This is a genomic window from Helicobacter sp. 16-1353, from assembly GCF_003288815.1.
Classification (GTDB): Bacteria; Campylobacterota; Campylobacteria; order Campylobacterales; family Helicobacteraceae; genus NHYM01.
Map to the genome: position 1 here is coordinate 1 of NZ_NHYM01000012.1, position 16,875 is coordinate 16,875.

The window sequence follows — 16,875 nt, forward strand, 5'->3', positions numbered from 1 at the left end:
CTAGTTTTTTAAAGATTCTAGTTTTTCTTTAAAACTAAAGTTTATTGAAATATATTTGGAGATTCTTATCCTAGTAATTAAAATAGAAGAATCCCACTTGATAATAGGAGATATTAAGATTTAATATTTCTAATATTAAGATTTAATTACAACTTTAAGATTAATTTTTAACTTTGAGATTCTAGATAAAGATGGCTGGAATCTTAAAGTTATTTTTGATTATTAGAATCTTAGCTTATGGGTAAATCTTTTAGTTTTAGATACATTAATCTAATGTTAGGATTCCAAGCTCTTCGATTTTTTCCCTTATCGCTTTATATTTTTTTAGCTCTATATAATTAAGTAAATAGCTTTTCACCCAATAGGGAATATTCTTATTTGAACCCCAATTATTTACACTCTGTTGGCTTATGCCTATCATTTGTGCAAATTCTTTTTTACTTAGATTTGCTTTTGCTAATAAAATTTTTAATTCTCTTTGGTCCATAACACATTAATCAGCAAAAAGTATTCCTTATTATAATATTAAAATATACTCTATAGATTATATAAATAAATAAAAATATACTATAAATAGTATAAATTAATAAAATATTAAGTTATTAAAATTATAATTTCACATTATTTTTTAATATTAAATTTTCTAAAAAAGGCTTGGAATATATGGCAAAAGAGTTGGTTAGTAATATCGTAGTAAAAAAACACGCTAAAGATAAAAAATGTACTGATGAATTTCAAAAACTACGAAATCTAGCATTAGAGCTAAAAAATATGCAATTACAGGTTATAAAAGACTTAAATAAAAAAGAATTAATAAAAGAGATATAAAATATTTTATATAAAATCATATAATTAACTTTATAGTATCAATATAAACTTATAGACTTTTTATCAATAATATGCTATATTTGCCAAATAATTTATTTTATAAAATATAAGGAGCAAATATGAAACATTTATTTCAAACTGAAATCAATCAATTATTAGACTTAATGATAAATTCGCTTTATTCAAATAAAGAGATTTTTTTGCGTGAGCTTATATCGAACGCATCGGATGCACTAGATAAGCTAAATTATCTAACACTTAGTAATGATAAATTTAAAACATTGGATTTTAAACCACAAATAAACATCTCATTCAATGAAGAAAAGGGAATCTTAACTATTGAAGATAATGGCATTGGTATGAGTGAAAAGGAGCTAATCGACAATCTAGGAACAATCGCAAAATCTGGCACTAAAAGCTTTCTAAATGCTTTGAGTGGCGATAAGAAAAAAGATTCTATGTTAATTGGGCAATTTGGCGTAGGATTCTATTCTAGCTTTATGGTAGCAGATAAGGTTGTAGTAATCTCCAAAAAAGCATTAAATAAAAAAGCGTTTTCTTGGATTAGTGATGGAAAAGGCGAATATGAGATTAAGGAATGCGTAAAAGACACATTTGGGACAAAAATCGATATTTATCTAAAAGATGATTCCAAAGAATTTGCAAATCGATGGAGAATTGAAAGTTTAGTTAAAAAATATTCCGACCATATCGCATTTCCAATTATCCTAAGCTACGATGAAAAGAAAACAGGCGAAGATAAAAAAGAAGAAATAGTCCATAAAGAAGAGCAGATAAATAAAGCAAAAGCATTATGGAAAATACCAAAGAATGAATTGAAAGATGAGGATTATATAGAATTTTATCAAAATCTTAGCCACGAAAATACAAAGCCACTTAGTTGGATTCACAATCAAGTGGAGGGCTCATTAGAATATACTACATTATTTTATATCCCATCTAGAGCACCTTTTGATTTATTTAGGGTTGATTATCAATCAGGCGTGAAGCTATATGTTAAACGCGTTTTTATTACAGATAATGACAAAGAGCTTTTACCGCAATATCTACGATTTGTGCGGGGGATTATAGATAGCGAGGATTTACCGCTAAATGTAAGTCGCGAGATTTTACAACAAAATAAGATTCTAGCAAATATAAAATCTGCCTCCACAAAGAAAATATTGAGCGAAATAGAGAGAATCTCAAATGATGAAGAAAAGTATAAAACATTTTATAAAGAGTTTGGAAAGCTAATAAAAGAAGGGCTTTATAGTGATTTTGAAAATAAAGATAGATTATTAAATCTATGTAGATTTGATACAACACAAGGGGAATTTGTATCGCTTAAAGCCTACAAAGACCGCGCAAAAGACAATAATATATATTATATTATAGGTAATGAATTGGAATTGCTTAAAAATTCTCCATTACTTGAAAAATATACAAAAGATAATATTGAGGTTTTACTTTTAAATGATGAGGTTGATAGCTTTATAATGCCGTCTCTTGGTGAGTTTGAGGGAATGAGTTTTAAAAATGTAAGTGAAGATGAAAGCAAAGATGACATTAGCGAAGAAATAAAAACAGAGTATAAAAATTTACTTGATAATATAAAGGAGATTCTAGATACAAAAATCAAAGAAGTGAGATTATCAAATAGATTGGACAAATCGCCGACTTGCGTTATAAGCGAGGGGTCAAATCCAATGATGGAGCAGCTTATGCGACAAATGGGACAGGAAGTAAAGGAATCTGCCCCGATTTTTGAGATAAACCCAAATAATGATATTATCAAAAAGCTTAATAACATCGATGATAAGGAGAAATTAAGCGATATAGTATATATTTTATTTGATAATGCAAAATTATTAGAAAAAGGTGCATTAAGCGATGCAAGCGAGTTTTCAAAAAGGATTAATAAATTAGTAGAGATGAGTATTTAGTTTGTTTTTATTAAAACAAGGCTAGAATCCCATTTCAATAATCTAAATTTTTAAAGGACATAAATGATTAAAAAAATATTATTAATATCGGCTCTTATGCTTGGTGTTGCTTTTGGAGCTACATTTGATGATAATATAAAGAATCTCATAGAAAAACAAACAGGAACAAAAGTTAAAATAGTAAAAAATATAAGCCTAAAAGATAATAAAGATTTAAAACTCATTCTTGTAGAAATCATTGATAATGCACAGAGAATCCCAATGTTTGCAACAAAAGATGGAAGTATGATAATAGGATTATCGAATATACTTTTTACAAGCTCAAAAGCTGATGAAGAATTAATACTAAAAGCTACAGATGAGGCTTCCGCACATAATGAAAGTAGCCAAAAAATCGCAGCGGGGAATCTAATACAAACATTGAAACCAGAACAATATATAAGTTTAAAATCATCTGCAAAGAATCCAAAAACATATTTCATCATATCCGACCCAAATTGTGGATATTGCAGAGAAGAACTTAAAAATATTAATGATAGATTAAAAACTCATAATGTAAATATAGTTATGGTTGGGATACTTGGCGAAGATTCGCTTAAAAAAGCCGCTTATGTAATGAGTAAGGTTAATAGCCAAATGAGCCAAAAAGATAAATTAAATGTGCTACAAGAGGTTTTTTCCTCTAATTTTAAAGCTCCAAAAACAATCGATACTTCTGCCATTCAAAAAACCACAGAATCTTTATTTAAAACAGGCGTTATTCAAGGCGTTCCTTTTATATACGAAAGTAAATAATAAAGATATTTTTTATTACTCGGCTTTAATAGTCGAGAATAAAAAGTAGAATCCCACTTACAATTTCGCAAATCCCAATAAATTATTTTTAGCAATTATTATTTTATAGTGCTAATTTATAATAGTGTTATTATTAACTTGACAATAATAGACTAAAGTTATATAATACTTCCATATATAATATATTTATATAGCATATAATCAAAGGAGAAGATTATGAATATCATCGAAAAATTAACAAATCAATTTAGAGAAACACTAGATAATGCCGTTGCACTAGCATTGAATAATAAAAATCAAGAAGTGGATTGCGGGCATTTAGCACTTGCCTTAGCGGTAAATTCTAATTCTATTTTAAATGTCGCACTTAATGCTATGAATGTCGATAAAGAGGCTTTGGCTTTGGAGCTAAAAAGCCTAGTTGAGAGCTATCCTAAGAGTTCAAGTGTTAGCAAGGAAAATATAAGCATATCTAAGAATCTGCTTGATAGCATTAATGAAGCAAATGGATATGCCATAAACAATGGAGATTCTTTTATTTCGCTTGATTCTTGGATTATTGCGAATCTTAGTAGGATCCCAAAACTAAATGAAATCTTTAAAAAATATCTTGATATTAATGAGCTTAAAAAAACCCTAGAAACTATGCGTGGCGGAGCAAAAATAGAATCTAATAGCGGTGATGAGAATCTGCAGAGCTTGGAGAAATTTGGCATTGACTTAACCAAAAAGGCGTTGGAAGGGAAGCTAGACCCAATAATTGGACGAGATGAGGAAATCACTAGAATGATGCAGATTCTAATTAGAAAAACGAAAAATAATCCTATTTTGCTTGGTGAACCCGGTGTTGGGAAAACGGCAGTTGTGGAGGGTTTAGCACAAAGAATTGTTAAAAAAGATGTGCCACTTTCCTTGCAAAATAAACGCATTATTGCCCTTGATATGAGTTCATTAATCGCTGGGGCGAAATATCGGGGTGAGTTTGAGGATAGGCTCAAAAATGTCGTAAATGAGGTCAAAAAAAGTGGAAATGTGATTTTATTTATCGATGAGATTCACACAATTGTAGGTGCTGGGGCGAGTGAGGGCTCGATGGATGCAGCAAATATCCTAAAACCCGCTTTAGCACGAGGTGAAATGCATACTATTGGGGCAACGACTTTGAAAGAATATCGCAAGTATTTTGAAAAAGATATGGCGTTGCAGAGGCGATTCCAGCCAATTAGCTTAGATGAGCCAAGCGAAGCGGAAGCACTCCATATGCTTCGAGGCATAAAAGAAAAGTTAGAATCTCATCATAATGTAAGCATATTAGATTCTGCTTTAGTGGCTGCTGTGCGGTTATCATCTCGCTATATTGTGGATAGATTTTTACCTGATAAGGCGATTGATTTAATCGATGAAGCGGCAAGTGAGATTCGTATGCAAATAGAATCTTTACCAACCGAATTACTAAATATTAGGCGAAAAATAGAGAATTTAGAGGTTGAAAAAGAAGCCTTAAATATGGAAAAAACAAGCAATAAAGATAGAATAGATGAAATAATAAGAGAGTTAGAAAATGCTAAAGAAGAGCAAACCAAATTAGAAGCTAGATTTAAAAATGAAAAAGCCATTTTTGAGGAAATCGCAAAGATAAAAAGCCAAATAGATTCCTATAAAACAGAATCCGAACTAGCAAAGCGAAATGGCGATTATAACAAGGCTGCAGAGATTGACTATGGCAAGATTCCAGATTTAGAATCTAAAAATAAAGAATTAGATTTAAAATGGGAAAATATGACAAAAGAGGGAACTTTACTAAAAAATGCTGTAACAGAAGAAAGTATCGCTGAAGTTATAAGTAAATGGACAAAGATTCCTGTTAAAAAAATGCTCTCCAGCGACAAGGAAAAAATCCTAAACATAGAGGCCGAATTGCAAAAATCCGTAATCGGGCAAGATGAGGCAATTAATGCGATTTCTAAAGCTATAAAGCGAAATAAAGCGGGTTTAGGAGCATTAAATCGCCCAATAGGAAGCTTTCTATTTCTTGGCCCAACAGGCGTGGGAAAAACACAGAGTGCGAAAAGTTTGGCAAATTTCTTATTTGATAGCCAAAAAAATCTAATTCGAATCGATATGAGCGAATATATGGAGAAACACGCCGTAAGTCGTCTTGTAGGTGCCCCTCCGGGCTATGTGGGCTATGAAGAGGGTGGACAGCTAACAGAGGCAGTTCGTAGAAAGCCTTATAGCGTCGTGCTTTTCGATGAGATTGAGAAAGCTCATCCAGATGTGTTCAATGTCCTTTTGCAAGTGCTAGATGATGGGCGATTGACCGATAATAAGGGCGTTGTAGTGGATTTTAAAAATACGATTATAATCCTAACTTCAAATATCGCAAGTGATAAGATTATGGAGCTAGAATCTAAAGAGGATAGGAAAAATGCCGTTACAGATGAATTGAAACATTATTTCAAACCAGAGTTTCTAAATCGCCTTGATGATATTGTGATATTTAATCCATTAAGCAAAGATGAGATTGTAAAAATCGTGGATATTATGTTTGATGAAATAGCAAAAAAAGCAATAACTAAAAACATAAAAATCTCCATCACTCCACCAGCAAAGGAGCTAATCGCAGAGATAGGATTTGACCCGATATTTGGGGCTAGACCGCTAAAACGAGCATTGCAAGAAAAGGTTGAGGATTTATTATCAGTGATGATTCTAAAAGATGAGGTAAAGGATAATACAAGTGTTATATTTGACGCAAAAGATGGTGAGATTATCGCAAAAACTAGCAATGCTTAGATATTTAACAACTAGGATTTTCCTTAAAAGAGTTTCTTTTAAGGAAATCTAAATGAAAGATTAAGCAATCTACTAATTTTATTTATAGCTTAGGTTTTATGGGATAAAAATTAGGATTTTTAAGAAAAAAGTGCATAAAAAAAGGGAGATAAACTAAAATTTAATTTATCTCCCCGCTAAATGCCTCAATGGCATTTTTGGTCAATATGAAATGCTATCTGTTGTTTTATTATATTATGCTTAAAAAGATAAAATATAATCTTATGAATCGCTAAAAATCTTGAATATAAAAAATTATTATTAGCAAAATATTCCTTATGTCGAATGCATTGCTTAAAAAACCATTTAATATTACTTCTTTTCATATTTATCATTTTTTCACTTCTACAGAGTCGATTAAAAAGCCATATTAAAGCTATGCAATCGTGGAAAAATGGATTATTGAGAATCTTTACTCTCGTATTTTTTGAAATACTAGGGATATTTGCCACTAATCTTTGTATCTTTTTATCTGGCTTAAAGTTTTTATTGTATGGGATTCTTATAGTGTTAAGCATACAATTATTATGTGCTGCTCCATTTCGTAGCATTCTAACGGAATATGCTAATGAATAAAATTCTTGATAATTTTTAACTTGATATGTATCAATATAGAATTTATAAAAGCGTAAAAAATCACCAAAACTTAGAATCTCCATAAGATTCCACGAAGCAAAATTATTTTGATATTTTTCTACCAAATTTCTAACAAATGAATTTGTTATAGCCCTCTTATTGATATTTTCTTTTATTGATTTATGAGTATTGAAAAATAATTCAACAATGTCATATCCATTTTCTTCATTATTTTCGCTTATGTGTGCATTTAGATTCGCCTTAAGTAAATGCTCTATATCAAGGCTTATTTCCAAAATAATTCTTCTTAGATACATATCCAGCAATGAAAACTCAACTAAATGTGCAAAATCAATATTTTTATAACCCTGTGGATATTTTTCATAATTCTTAAGATAAGATTTAATCTTAAAAAAATAATTGTTATTTTTAAGGAATGCAATCGCTTTTTCTTTATCGTATATGTTAAATATTACACCCAATGATTGTAGATAATCTACTTGCTCAATGGTATTTAACTTATGTTTCATATTATCCCTTATTGCCTATTAAGATGAGATTCTATAATTTTCTATCTTAATTTTTTAAGATTCTTTAATTTCTATGATTTTGATATAAACCAAATCCAAACATTATCACCTAAAATTTATATTATCGAGTTTTTACGAGCAGTTTTTTGGAGTGAGAAAATAAGCAAAATAAATAAGATTGTGTAGATTCCGCCGATTACTTGCAATGGGTCGAAAAGCCCCCTTTTATCGCCAAATAGCTCTATTGCTGGAATGAGATATTTTGGTGAAATTAATAAAATACAAAGGCTAACAATATAGCTAAATATGGTTATAAAAGCGTTGAAAATTTTATAGCTTTTAAGCAATATTAGAGCAATGAATACTATAAAAAATGCTATTACGAGCATTAGATTCCCACAAAATAGGCAAATTTTATCGGCATCATTGATAAAGAATTGAATATGTGCGTCATAACAATTTATAGCTTGGAAGAGATAAGGATTTAGTAAATCTGTATAGTTGATGAAAGATTGAATATTTTTGTCATAAGAATCTATAGCTTGGATAGGATTAAGAGTTAGCAAATCTGCATAAAAGTAATTAACTAATAGCATAACACAAAAGCTAAAAATCCCAAAAGTAGCGATAAGCAATAGCAAAGAGTGAAACGCCCTTAATAAATCACTATGATGGTTGGAAGTGTGGCGATAAAATAGTAGTTGCAAGTAATCAACACTCAATTTTGCTTTTTTACGCAAAGTGTCGGATGTCAATTTTAGAGATTTGTTCTCGTGTTTTATTCTTAGCTCTTCTGCATAAAGCTCCAAAACACGATATTTACTAGCTTCTATTACATCATTTTTAGCTGTAAAAATCGTTTTCATATTTGTAAAACTCTCACGAATCTTGTAAGATTCTTCGTATGGGGTAACCTTTTTATTTGTCTCTTTAGTTTCAGTCTCATTTAAGTGTTTTTCTATGTCTTCAAATGTCGTATGTGTGTTTAAACCCAACATTGAAACTTTATCTAGTTTATCGACACCGACATTCTTTAGTATAAAAATTCCATCAACTTTTATAAAATCTAAGATTAGAGAATCGGTAAAATTGCTATTGTTGAATGTTATATATTTTCCAAATTTGGCATTTTCAAAAGTTGTTTTTTTTGTGGAATGTTGAGTTATTAAAAGAAGTGTCGCCCTTAAAAATTGTGCCTATAAATTGCACTTCAGCACTAAAAGTATTATGTTGAGCACAACATGTAGCCTTACCAAACATAGTGTCATTAAATGTCGCTTTGTCGTTAAAAGTATTGTGTTCTATGGTTGCAATGCCATTAAACACAATGTTATTCATTCTCACTTCAGCATTAAATTGGTTAAATTCTATATGTGCATAATCGTTAAAGTATGTTTCGCTTTTTTCGCTAGAAATATTAAATACTTCATTGAACTCATTCATACAAATAGTTACTATTTCATTAAATTTTGAATTTGAAAATTTTACTTCTTTATTGAATGTCGAATTATATATACTAACATCGTTAAATGTTGATTGCAAAAATTCTAAAGAGTAAAAGGTGGAACCTTTCCAACTAATCCAGCCTTGAAATTCTACATTACTAAAGCTTATCGAGTAGGCGATAGTTTTGCCAATGCATTCTATTTTTTGCTTGATTATGCAATATATAAACGAAATAGAGACATCTTCGTTTGTTGCGTTTTCAAAGCGAATTTCATCAAAAATAAATTTATTTGTTTCTTCGCCACGAAAAATAATATTAATCTTAGCTGGCATATCGCTATTATTATTTGGCATATTGTCTATTATTAAAACTTGACCATTAAAATCTTTAGGTTCGATATTGTGCACAATATGCTTAAATAGTGCTTTACCATCAATATCTATTGTATTTTCATGGGCAATAACGGCTTTGCTTTGTATATATTTCGATAGGCGGATTTCCCCCATTTAATATTCCTTAGATTGCTTTTTAGTCTTAATTATATTATATAGAATCTTTATTTATGTGGTTAAGGTTGAATGATTTCTATCTCGCTTTCGATAAAGCTACGGAGTTGGCACATTGGGGAATCTATTTTAGATTCTAGGCTTTTGTGGATTCTATAGATTCTGCGGAATCTCTCAAGTCATTTGCGTTAATGGAGTTGGCAGAATCTACGAAATTATTAAGAGTTGTAGAATCTTTTCAATCGCTTAAAACTCCTGAGATTCTAGAATCTGCAGGAAATAATAAAGATTTTGATTTTATCCTTAAGATTCTATCCACTAAGCCCACTATTTTATTTGCTAGATTCTTGTTAGATTCTGTGATTTTGAGCTTTGGGAGTTATTTTGATATTTCGTATAAAAGCGGATTCCATCGTAGCTCCCAAACATACAATTTTAGTATTAGAAAATGCTCTACTTGCAAATAAATCTTAGATTTATATTGATTGTAATATTTGCTTCGTTGGCTATCGGTGCTTCTGCTGTGGTGGAATCTGCATTTGATGATTCCATTTTTGCGTTTGCAAGTGCTCTTGGCATTGGACTTGGGATATAATCATCGCTTGTGCTTATGCTATTTACCACACATTTTTTACCTGCTAATGTGGAATATTTAGTTTCTATGCTATTAATATGACTCAAAAACTCGCCAAATAATGTCTCTTTTGCGGCATTTATCTCATCATCTGTTATACGATAGGCAATGCTTGGTTGTGGCAGTGTAAGCAATCTATTTGATGATAATATTTTATTAATCTTAGAGAGAAAGTCATTATATTTCGCCAATCCATCTTTTTCTAAAAATTTACAATTAAGCGTAAAATCCACATTCTGCCCGATAGTTTTTCTATCGTTTTTATCATAATTAACTATTGGATTTATCGAGTAGCTCCCACCTTTGCAAATATCATCTTTTTTTGCTTCTACTATGATAGTATTTAATGTGCTTGTGATACTCTTTCTATCATTATCGTTTAATTCCCCTATATTTCTTAGTAATGATGAGCTTTCAATCCTAATATCAGCGAATAAATAACTAGGCTCGATTTTTTTATTTAACACAAAATTTTTTTCGATAGCCAAGCTATCATTGCTTATATTTTGACCGAAAGTTAAGCCCGCAACACAACATATTAAAATCATTTTTTTCATTATCTTACTCCTTTTAATGTGATTAGATTTATCTCAGATTCTGCTCCCACTCTACCATAGGTTACAGCCACACTAGCACCTTTAGTAATATAGATTTGAATATCATTTATCGTTTTTAATCCAGATAAAAATGGATTTGCCAAATATACAATAAAACTAAATGGAAAAATTTGCCCTCCATGCGTGTGTCCGCTAAGCAATAAATCAATATTAGAATCCAATATATCAATTGTATTTGGTTGATGTGAAAGCATAATATTTGGAAGCGATGGAATAGTATTTTGCATAGCTTTAGTTACATCAGGCTCTAAATATCCAAATCTAAATCCACTCATATCACTTAATCCAATTAGATTTATATCATCATCAATAACCACACTATTATTTACAAGTGTTGTAATACCAAGATTATCAATAATCTCAAGACTTCTATAAGCATTAGAGATGAACTCGTGATTTCCAAGCACGAAATAGACGCCATATTTTGCCTTAAGATTTTTTAGTAAATCTAGCGAATCTCTTATATTTTCTTCCCTATCATCAATAATATCACCAAGTAAAACGATAATATCTGGATTCGTGGAGTTTGCTAGAGAGATAATTTTCTCTACTTTCTTAGAAGTTATTAGTTTTGATAAATGTAAATCAGAGATTACTAAAATACTCATATCTTTTTTTAGATTTTTTATTTCTATGGTTTGGGTTGTGATATTTGGCATTTTACTTGCACCATAGATTCCAAAACCTACGCCAATAATCGCTACAGCAAATAATATGCGACTTATTAGAATCGCTGGAAAACCTTTTATGAATTTTGCTAGAATTAAGAAAATAATATTCACCAAAGCCGCACTAAATAATAAAAGTGTAGTTAAAATAGAGATTGATAAAAGTAAGATAATAGAATCTGGCACATCAAATCTACGAGTAACCATAAAAATAATAATTAAAATAAAATTTAGGATTAGCAATAATATCCCTAGAATCCTATATCTTAGAGATAGATTTCGTAGCATTGGTTTTATTAAAAAGTGGTAGCTTATAATGTGAAATATTAAAAAAACGCATAGAGAGACGATTAGAAATGTGCTCATATACTTCCAAAATATAATTTTTTTGCAAGTATAATATAAAAATTAAGAAACGGGAGTATTTTTTGTATCCTAAAATATTAAAATTTTTAGTTCTTATAATATTATTTATAGGTTGTTCCACAAAACAGCCCATAAGTTTTGATTTAAAGCCTAATACGCAAATCGCCGATTTGAATCTCTCGCAAAGAGCTATTATGTATATTAGTGATAATAATGATTTTGGCGATTCTGCTTTTAGCGGAGAATTAAAAAGGGAATATTTAGAGAAATATTTCAGTGTTTGGAGGGATGATTTTATTCCGCCAGATAAAAATGATATGTTTTGGGGATTGGTAGCTAAAAATGGCTTTGGAGAATCTAAAAAGCCCATAAATAACGGATTCCTAGATGAGTTAGAATCTAATATGCAAGTAGATTTCTATCCAAGTAGGAAAGATAAAGCCATTATGGTAAAAAGTGCTAATGTGAGAGTTTTACCCACAGAGAAGCCGAGATTTTCCACTATTGATGGCTATCCATTTGATAGATGGCAAAATTCCCTAATATTTGCATTTACGCCTGTTATTATCCTACACCACGATAAAACCAAAGAATGGGTTTTAATCCAAAGCTCTTTTGTTTCTGGCTGGGTAAAATATGACGAAGTGGCGTTAATAAACAAAGATGATGTGGAATCTTTTATGCAAAATAGTGATTTTTTAATGCCAAATAGAGATAAGATTCCGCTTTATTTTAATAATCAATTTATAGAAAATGCAAGAATTGGAATGCTTTTTGAGTCAAAAGAAAACTATATTTATGGCTACTATAGAAATGAAAATGGTTTTGCAGTTAAGATTCCACTAGTATTTGATAGCAATGATTTTGATATTTTCCCACTCAATCTAAATCAAATAAATATTGCAAATATCGCAGATTCTCTAAATCTTGAAAATTACGGCTGGGGTGGAATGTATGGCAATAGGGATTGTTCTAGTTTTGTTAGAGATGTGTTTATGGGTGTTGGAATCTGGCTTCCAAGAAATTCTCTAGCACAAGTAAATCACGCTAAAATCTCCCCATATAGCCAATATATGGCTTTGCCCGATGATAATAATGAAAAAATAGAAATGATTAAAAAGTATGCAAAGCCATTTAGAACGATTCTTTGGCTAAAAGGGCATATAATGCTTTATATCGGTGAAGTGGATAATCAAATAATGGTAATCCACGATGTTTGGGGAGCAAAAACTACACAAGGAGTAGAAATCCTAGGTGGCATTTCTATCACAACACTAACACCGGGAATAGAAAAAAATGAAAATGGTGATGCCCCGCCAACCTTGCTTGATAGGATTAAATCAATGAATATAATCATAAAATAAATATTAATATCAAAGATTTATCTAGAATCTAGCATTGATTTTTAGATAGAATTCCTTTCTCCAATTCTCAAACCTGCCTTGTAAAATCGCCTCTCTAGCGTTTCTTGTAAGTTCTAAATAATAATATAAATTATGTATGCTTGATAATCTTGCATAGAGTATTTCATTTGCTTTAAAGAGATGATTTAGATATGCCTTTGAGAAATTTTTACAAGTGTAGCACCCGCATTTATCATCAATAGGAGTGGAATCCTCTTTAAATCTTGCATTTTTTATACTAAGTCGCCCAAATTGGGTAAATATAGTTCCATTTCTCGCATTTCTTGTTGGCATAACGCAATCAAACATATCTACCCCACGATAGATTCCCTCCACTAAATCCTCAGGCGTTCCAACGCCCATTAAATATCTAGGCTTATGTTGTGGCATAAAATCAGTAGTTAGCTCGATAGTATCATACATTATATTTTTTTCCTCGCCCACAGCCAATCCGCCGATGGCAAATCCATCAAATTCACTATCGCAATAATTCATATTAATTAGCTCATTAGCGGAAATTTCTCTTGCCCATTTATCTGTTCCGCCTTGAATGATTGCAAAGATGTTATTATGTGGATTGGAATCTTTATTATTATGATGATGAATTATGGATTGTTTTGCCCATTGACTCGTTCTTTTAATGGATTCTAGGATTCTCTCTTTTGTGTTTGGAAGTGCCACTAAATCATCTAAAATCATCATAATATCGCTATTAAGATTGTATTGAATGTCAAGCACCATTTGCGGAGTAAAGAAATGACTACTCCCATCAATATGGCTTTTAAATGCAATGCCATTTTCATTTGGCTTTCCATTTAAACTAAAAGCTTGGAAGCCACCGCTATCGGTTAAAAAACTACCATTAAAACCGCTAAATTTATGCAAACCGCCTAATTTTTTTATCACAGAATCATTGGGTCGCAAATATAGATGATAGGTATTTGCTAGGATTAGCTTTGTTTTAATTTGTTCTAAATCATTAAAATCTAATCCCTTTACACAAGCTTGTGTTCCTACAGGCATAAAAATAGGTGTTAGAATCGTATTATTTCTTAAGCTTAATACACCAGCTCTTGCTTTATTATCTTTTGCTTCTAATTTCCAAATCATAAGCGGAATTATAACGATTTTAATTTTAGATAAAATAATAATTTTAAAAATAGATTTTAAGGTTAGCAAATGAAACAAGTTTTGATTGTAGCAGAGGGTAAAATAGCTAGGATATTTATAGAAGCTTTGCTTGAGAAGTATTTTAGTAATAATTATTACATCATCGTGTCTAATGATAAAGATATTGTAGAGCTTAGATACCCTACATCATTTAAGATTTATACATTTGACCCACTTGCAGAATTTCGCCTTTCTTCCTTGCTTACACATAATCTACATGATATTTTTGTTATTATGCCAGATTCTAGGCAAAGAGATGAGGTTTGCTCCATCATTCGTAAATTTGCTAAAGATATACCAATAACCATATCTTGCGAATCTAAAGCAGAAGTTAAAGAAAGCCTATTACACGACCCAAATCTAAACACTATTTCAACAAGTTTTATTACAGCAAGAGTGCTAATAAACCAAGTGCCAAATATCCCACTTATAGCACGAGGATTTGGACTAAATAAAGGCGAGATTATGCAGATTAATATCTCATTTGGGAGTGCATATTCGTATATTAGCATTGGCTCAATACAGCAAAAAGGTTGGAAGATTGTTGGAATCTATCGCAAAAATACCTTTTTAGTTGCAAAAGTATCGATGATTATCCAACCAAATGATAGTATTTTGGTTGTTGGAGAGCCCAGAATCTTAAATAATATTTATAAAAAGATTAATTCAAATAAAGGCAATTTCCCAGCACCATTTGGTATTGATATTTATGTTTATATTGATTTTAGGTATTCTAATGATAGGGAGATTAATAATATTATTAATGACGCACTTTGGCTGCATAAAAAAATCAAAAATGAAAAACTTGTAATAAATATCTTAAATCCAAATAATATAGAAAAGCTAAATGAGATTAAGAAAATTGCTAGGAAAGATATTATCATTAATATTGATTATAGTAGAAAAACAGCATCGCAAAAAATAGAAGAGGATTCTAGTCAAAAAATTGGACTTATTATCATAGATTCAAATATGCTTATTTCAAGTAAAAATCGCAGAATCCTATATAAAACCAATACCCCAATCTTAAAAATAGGAAAAGCAACGCGTCTAAAAGACATTAAAAGCACTTTGGTATTATGCTCGTCAAATGCACTTCATATACAAAATATATCCTATGCGATAGTTGATTTTGCTTCACAACTTGATTTGAGTGTAAAACTTTATGAATTTGAGATTGATGGAGAATATAATACGAATCTTGCGACTTATTATCAAAATATAGGCAGAATCTTTAATAAAAAAATCATCATCGAGCAGACAAATACAAAAAACCCTATATTTTGGCTACACCAAAATGATGATAAATTAATACAATTTATCCCGCTTGAGATTGATTTGTTAAAACCTAGAATCTTTTGGCTTTTAAATAAAAATACAGATTGCCTATCACTTAATATAGATAAAAATCCACAGATTCTAATGCCTTTATAAGGATTTTATTAAATAAAAAGTCGTAAAATATTTGTTTAAAAATACATAAAGATATAAAATGACTAAAACAATACAAGTAAATACAAAAGATAGAGATTATAAAGTCCATATCGGGCATATGCCAGAGATTAGCTTTGAGGGAAAAGTTCTTATCGTAACTAATCCAAAGGTTTGTGGGCTTCATATAGAAAAATTACTATCTAATATTAAAGCAAATAGTATTTATATTTGCACAGTTAAAGATGGTGAGCAATACAAGAATCTTCAAAGTATTGAAGAGATTTTAAATAATGCCTTTAATCATAAATTAGATAGAAAATCATTAATTATCGCATTTGGCGGTGGCGTTATCGGCGATATGAGCGGATTTGCAGCTGGAATCTATCAAAGAGGCATTGATTTTATCGTGATTCCAACTACGGTTTTATCGCAAGTTGATGCAAGTGTCGGCGGTAAAACAGGCATTAATAATGCTTTTGGTAAGAATCTAATTGGCTTATTTCACCAACCAAAAGCTGTTTATATTGATATTGATTTTTTATCCACTTTGCCAAAGCGAGAATTCAATGCTGGTATTAGTGAGATTATCAAAATGGCAGTGTGCTTTGATGGCGATTTTTTTAATTGGTTAGAAAATGTAGATTTAATCGCTAATAAAAATGATTTAGAATATGCCATTTATCAAAGTATTAAGATAAAGGCTAATATCGTAAGCCAAGATGAAAGGGAAAATGGCATTCGAGCGGGGTTAAATTATGGTCATACCTTTGGACATATTATTGAGTTATTTGGGGATTACTCACTTTATTTGCACGGTGAGGCGGTGAGTTTGGGGATATGTAAAGCAAATAATCTAGCTATAAATCTAGGTAAATTAAGCTTAAATGACGCACAAAGAATTAAAAAGCTATTATCAAAATTCCATCTCCCGATAGATTATAAGGTGGAAAATCCACAAGAATTTTATAGTAAATTTTTCTTAGATAAAAAAAGCCAAAATGATAATCTAAGATTCATTATCCCAAATGGCATTGGTAAGATGGAGATTATAGAGAATCCGCCAAAAGAAATATTATTTAATGCACTTTGTGATGTGGTAGATTCTAGCTACTAAAAGAAG

General features: G+C 30.5%; 15 protein-coding genes. 8 read left to right on the top strand and 7 right to left on the bottom strand.

Annotated features, from left to right (window positions below):
* Positions 1-265: 265 nt before the first annotated feature.
* Complete coding sequence (locus tag CCY99_RS07520) at positions 266-487, bottom strand: helix-turn-helix transcriptional regulator (RefSeq protein WP_112060803.1); 222 nt, start codon at positions 485-487, stop codon at positions 266-268.
* A 176-nt stretch (positions 488-663) separates the two neighbouring features.
* Between CCY99_RS07520 and CCY99_RS09640 the strand changes: the two genes are divergently transcribed.
* The 4 genes from CCY99_RS09640 (at position 664) to CCY99_RS07535 (ending at position 6,365) form a co-directional block, all read left to right on the top strand.
* The gene (locus CCY99_RS09640; protein ID WP_181646892.1) at positions 664-828 is read left to right on the top strand and encodes a hypothetical protein; all 165 of its coding nucleotides are present in this window, start codon (positions 664-666) and stop codon (positions 826-828) included.
* Positions 829-947: 119 nt separating this feature from the next.
* Entirely contained in the window at positions 948-2,774 is a 1,827-nt protein-coding gene (htpG, locus tag CCY99_RS07525; RefSeq protein WP_112060804.1) for a molecular chaperone HtpG, read from the top strand.
* Between the two features lie 63 nt (positions 2,775-2,837).
* Positions 2,838-3,569, top strand: coding sequence for a hypothetical protein (locus tag CCY99_RS07530; RefSeq protein WP_112060805.1), 732 nt, complete (start codon positions 2,838-2,840; stop codon positions 3,567-3,569).
* A 216-nt stretch (positions 3,570-3,785) separates the two neighbouring features.
* Positions 3,786-6,365, top strand: coding sequence for an AAA family ATPase (locus CCY99_RS07535; protein ID WP_112060806.1), 2,580 nt, complete (start codon positions 3,786-3,788; stop codon positions 6,363-6,365).
* A gap of 185 nt (positions 6,366-6,550) precedes the next feature.
* Here the strand turns inward: CCY99_RS07535 and CCY99_RS07540 are convergent, their stop codons facing one another.
* The 3 genes from CCY99_RS07540 to CCY99_RS07550 form a co-directional block, all read right to left on the bottom strand.
* A complete protein-coding gene (locus CCY99_RS07540) occupies positions 6,551-7,510 on the bottom strand; it encodes an Abi family protein (protein WP_112060807.1) in 960 nt (319 codons plus the stop codon).
* Between the two features lie 116 nt (positions 7,511-7,626).
* Entirely contained in the window at positions 7,627-8,508 is an 882-nt protein-coding gene (locus tag CCY99_RS07545) for a hypothetical protein (RefSeq protein ID WP_112060808.1), read from the bottom strand.
* A 133-nt stretch (positions 8,509-8,641) separates the two neighbouring features.
* On the bottom strand, positions 8,642-9,463 hold the full coding sequence (locus CCY99_RS07550; protein WP_112060809.1) for a hypothetical protein: 822 nt from the start codon (positions 9,461-9,463) through the stop codon (positions 8,642-8,644).
* A 146-nt stretch (positions 9,464-9,609) separates the two neighbouring features.
* Between CCY99_RS07550 and CCY99_RS07555 the strand changes: the two genes are divergently transcribed.
* Positions 9,610-9,930, top strand: a complete 321-nt coding sequence (locus CCY99_RS07555) for a hypothetical protein (RefSeq protein WP_112060810.1) — start codon at positions 9,610-9,612, stop codon at positions 9,928-9,930.
* Here the strand turns inward: CCY99_RS07555 and CCY99_RS07560 are convergent.
* Both CCY99_RS07560 and CCY99_RS07565 read right to left on the bottom strand, forming a co-directional pair.
* Complete coding sequence (locus CCY99_RS07560; protein ID WP_112060811.1) at positions 9,917-10,654, bottom strand: hypothetical protein; 738 nt, start codon at positions 10,652-10,654, stop codon at positions 9,917-9,919. The two genes, CCY99_RS07555 and CCY99_RS07560, sit on opposite strands and share 14 nt — an antisense overlap.
* Positions 10,654-11,748 carry a metallophosphoesterase gene (locus CCY99_RS07565; protein WP_112060812.1) on the bottom strand — a complete coding sequence of 365 codons (1,095 nt, stop codon included), beginning with the start codon at positions 11,746-11,748 and terminating at the stop codon, positions 10,654-10,656. The genes CCY99_RS07560 and CCY99_RS07565 overlap by 1 nt, the downstream gene beginning before the upstream one ends.
* Before the next feature lie 62 nt (positions 11,749-11,810).
* Here CCY99_RS07565 and CCY99_RS07570 point away from each other — a divergent pair, with 62 nt between their 5' ends.
* On the top strand, positions 11,811-13,112 hold the full coding sequence (locus CCY99_RS07570) for an SH3 domain-containing C40 family peptidase (protein WP_112060813.1): 1,302 nt from the start codon (positions 11,811-11,813) through the stop codon (positions 13,110-13,112).
* Between the two features lie 21 nt (positions 13,113-13,133).
* Here CCY99_RS07570 and tgt read toward each other — a convergent pair whose 3' ends face one another.
* A complete protein-coding gene (gene tgt, locus CCY99_RS07575) occupies positions 13,134-14,261 on the bottom strand; it encodes a tRNA guanosine(34) transglycosylase Tgt (RefSeq protein ID WP_112060847.1) in 1,128 nt (375 codons plus the stop codon).
* A gap of 69 nt (positions 14,262-14,330) precedes the next feature.
* On the opposite strand from tgt, the gene CCY99_RS07580 reads away from it, so the two are divergent.
* Together CCY99_RS07580 and aroB are read left to right on the top strand one after the other, a co-directional pair.
* Positions 14,331-15,755 carry a TrkA C-terminal domain-containing protein gene (locus CCY99_RS07580; RefSeq protein WP_112060814.1) on the top strand — a complete coding sequence of 475 codons (1,425 nt, stop codon included), beginning with the start codon at positions 14,331-14,333 and terminating at the stop codon, positions 15,753-15,755.
* Between the two features lie 58 nt (positions 15,756-15,813).
* Positions 15,814-16,869, top strand: coding sequence for a 3-dehydroquinate synthase (gene aroB, locus CCY99_RS07585; protein ID WP_112060815.1), 1,056 nt, complete (start codon positions 15,814-15,816; stop codon positions 16,867-16,869).
* Positions 16,870-16,875: the final 6 nt, after the last annotated feature.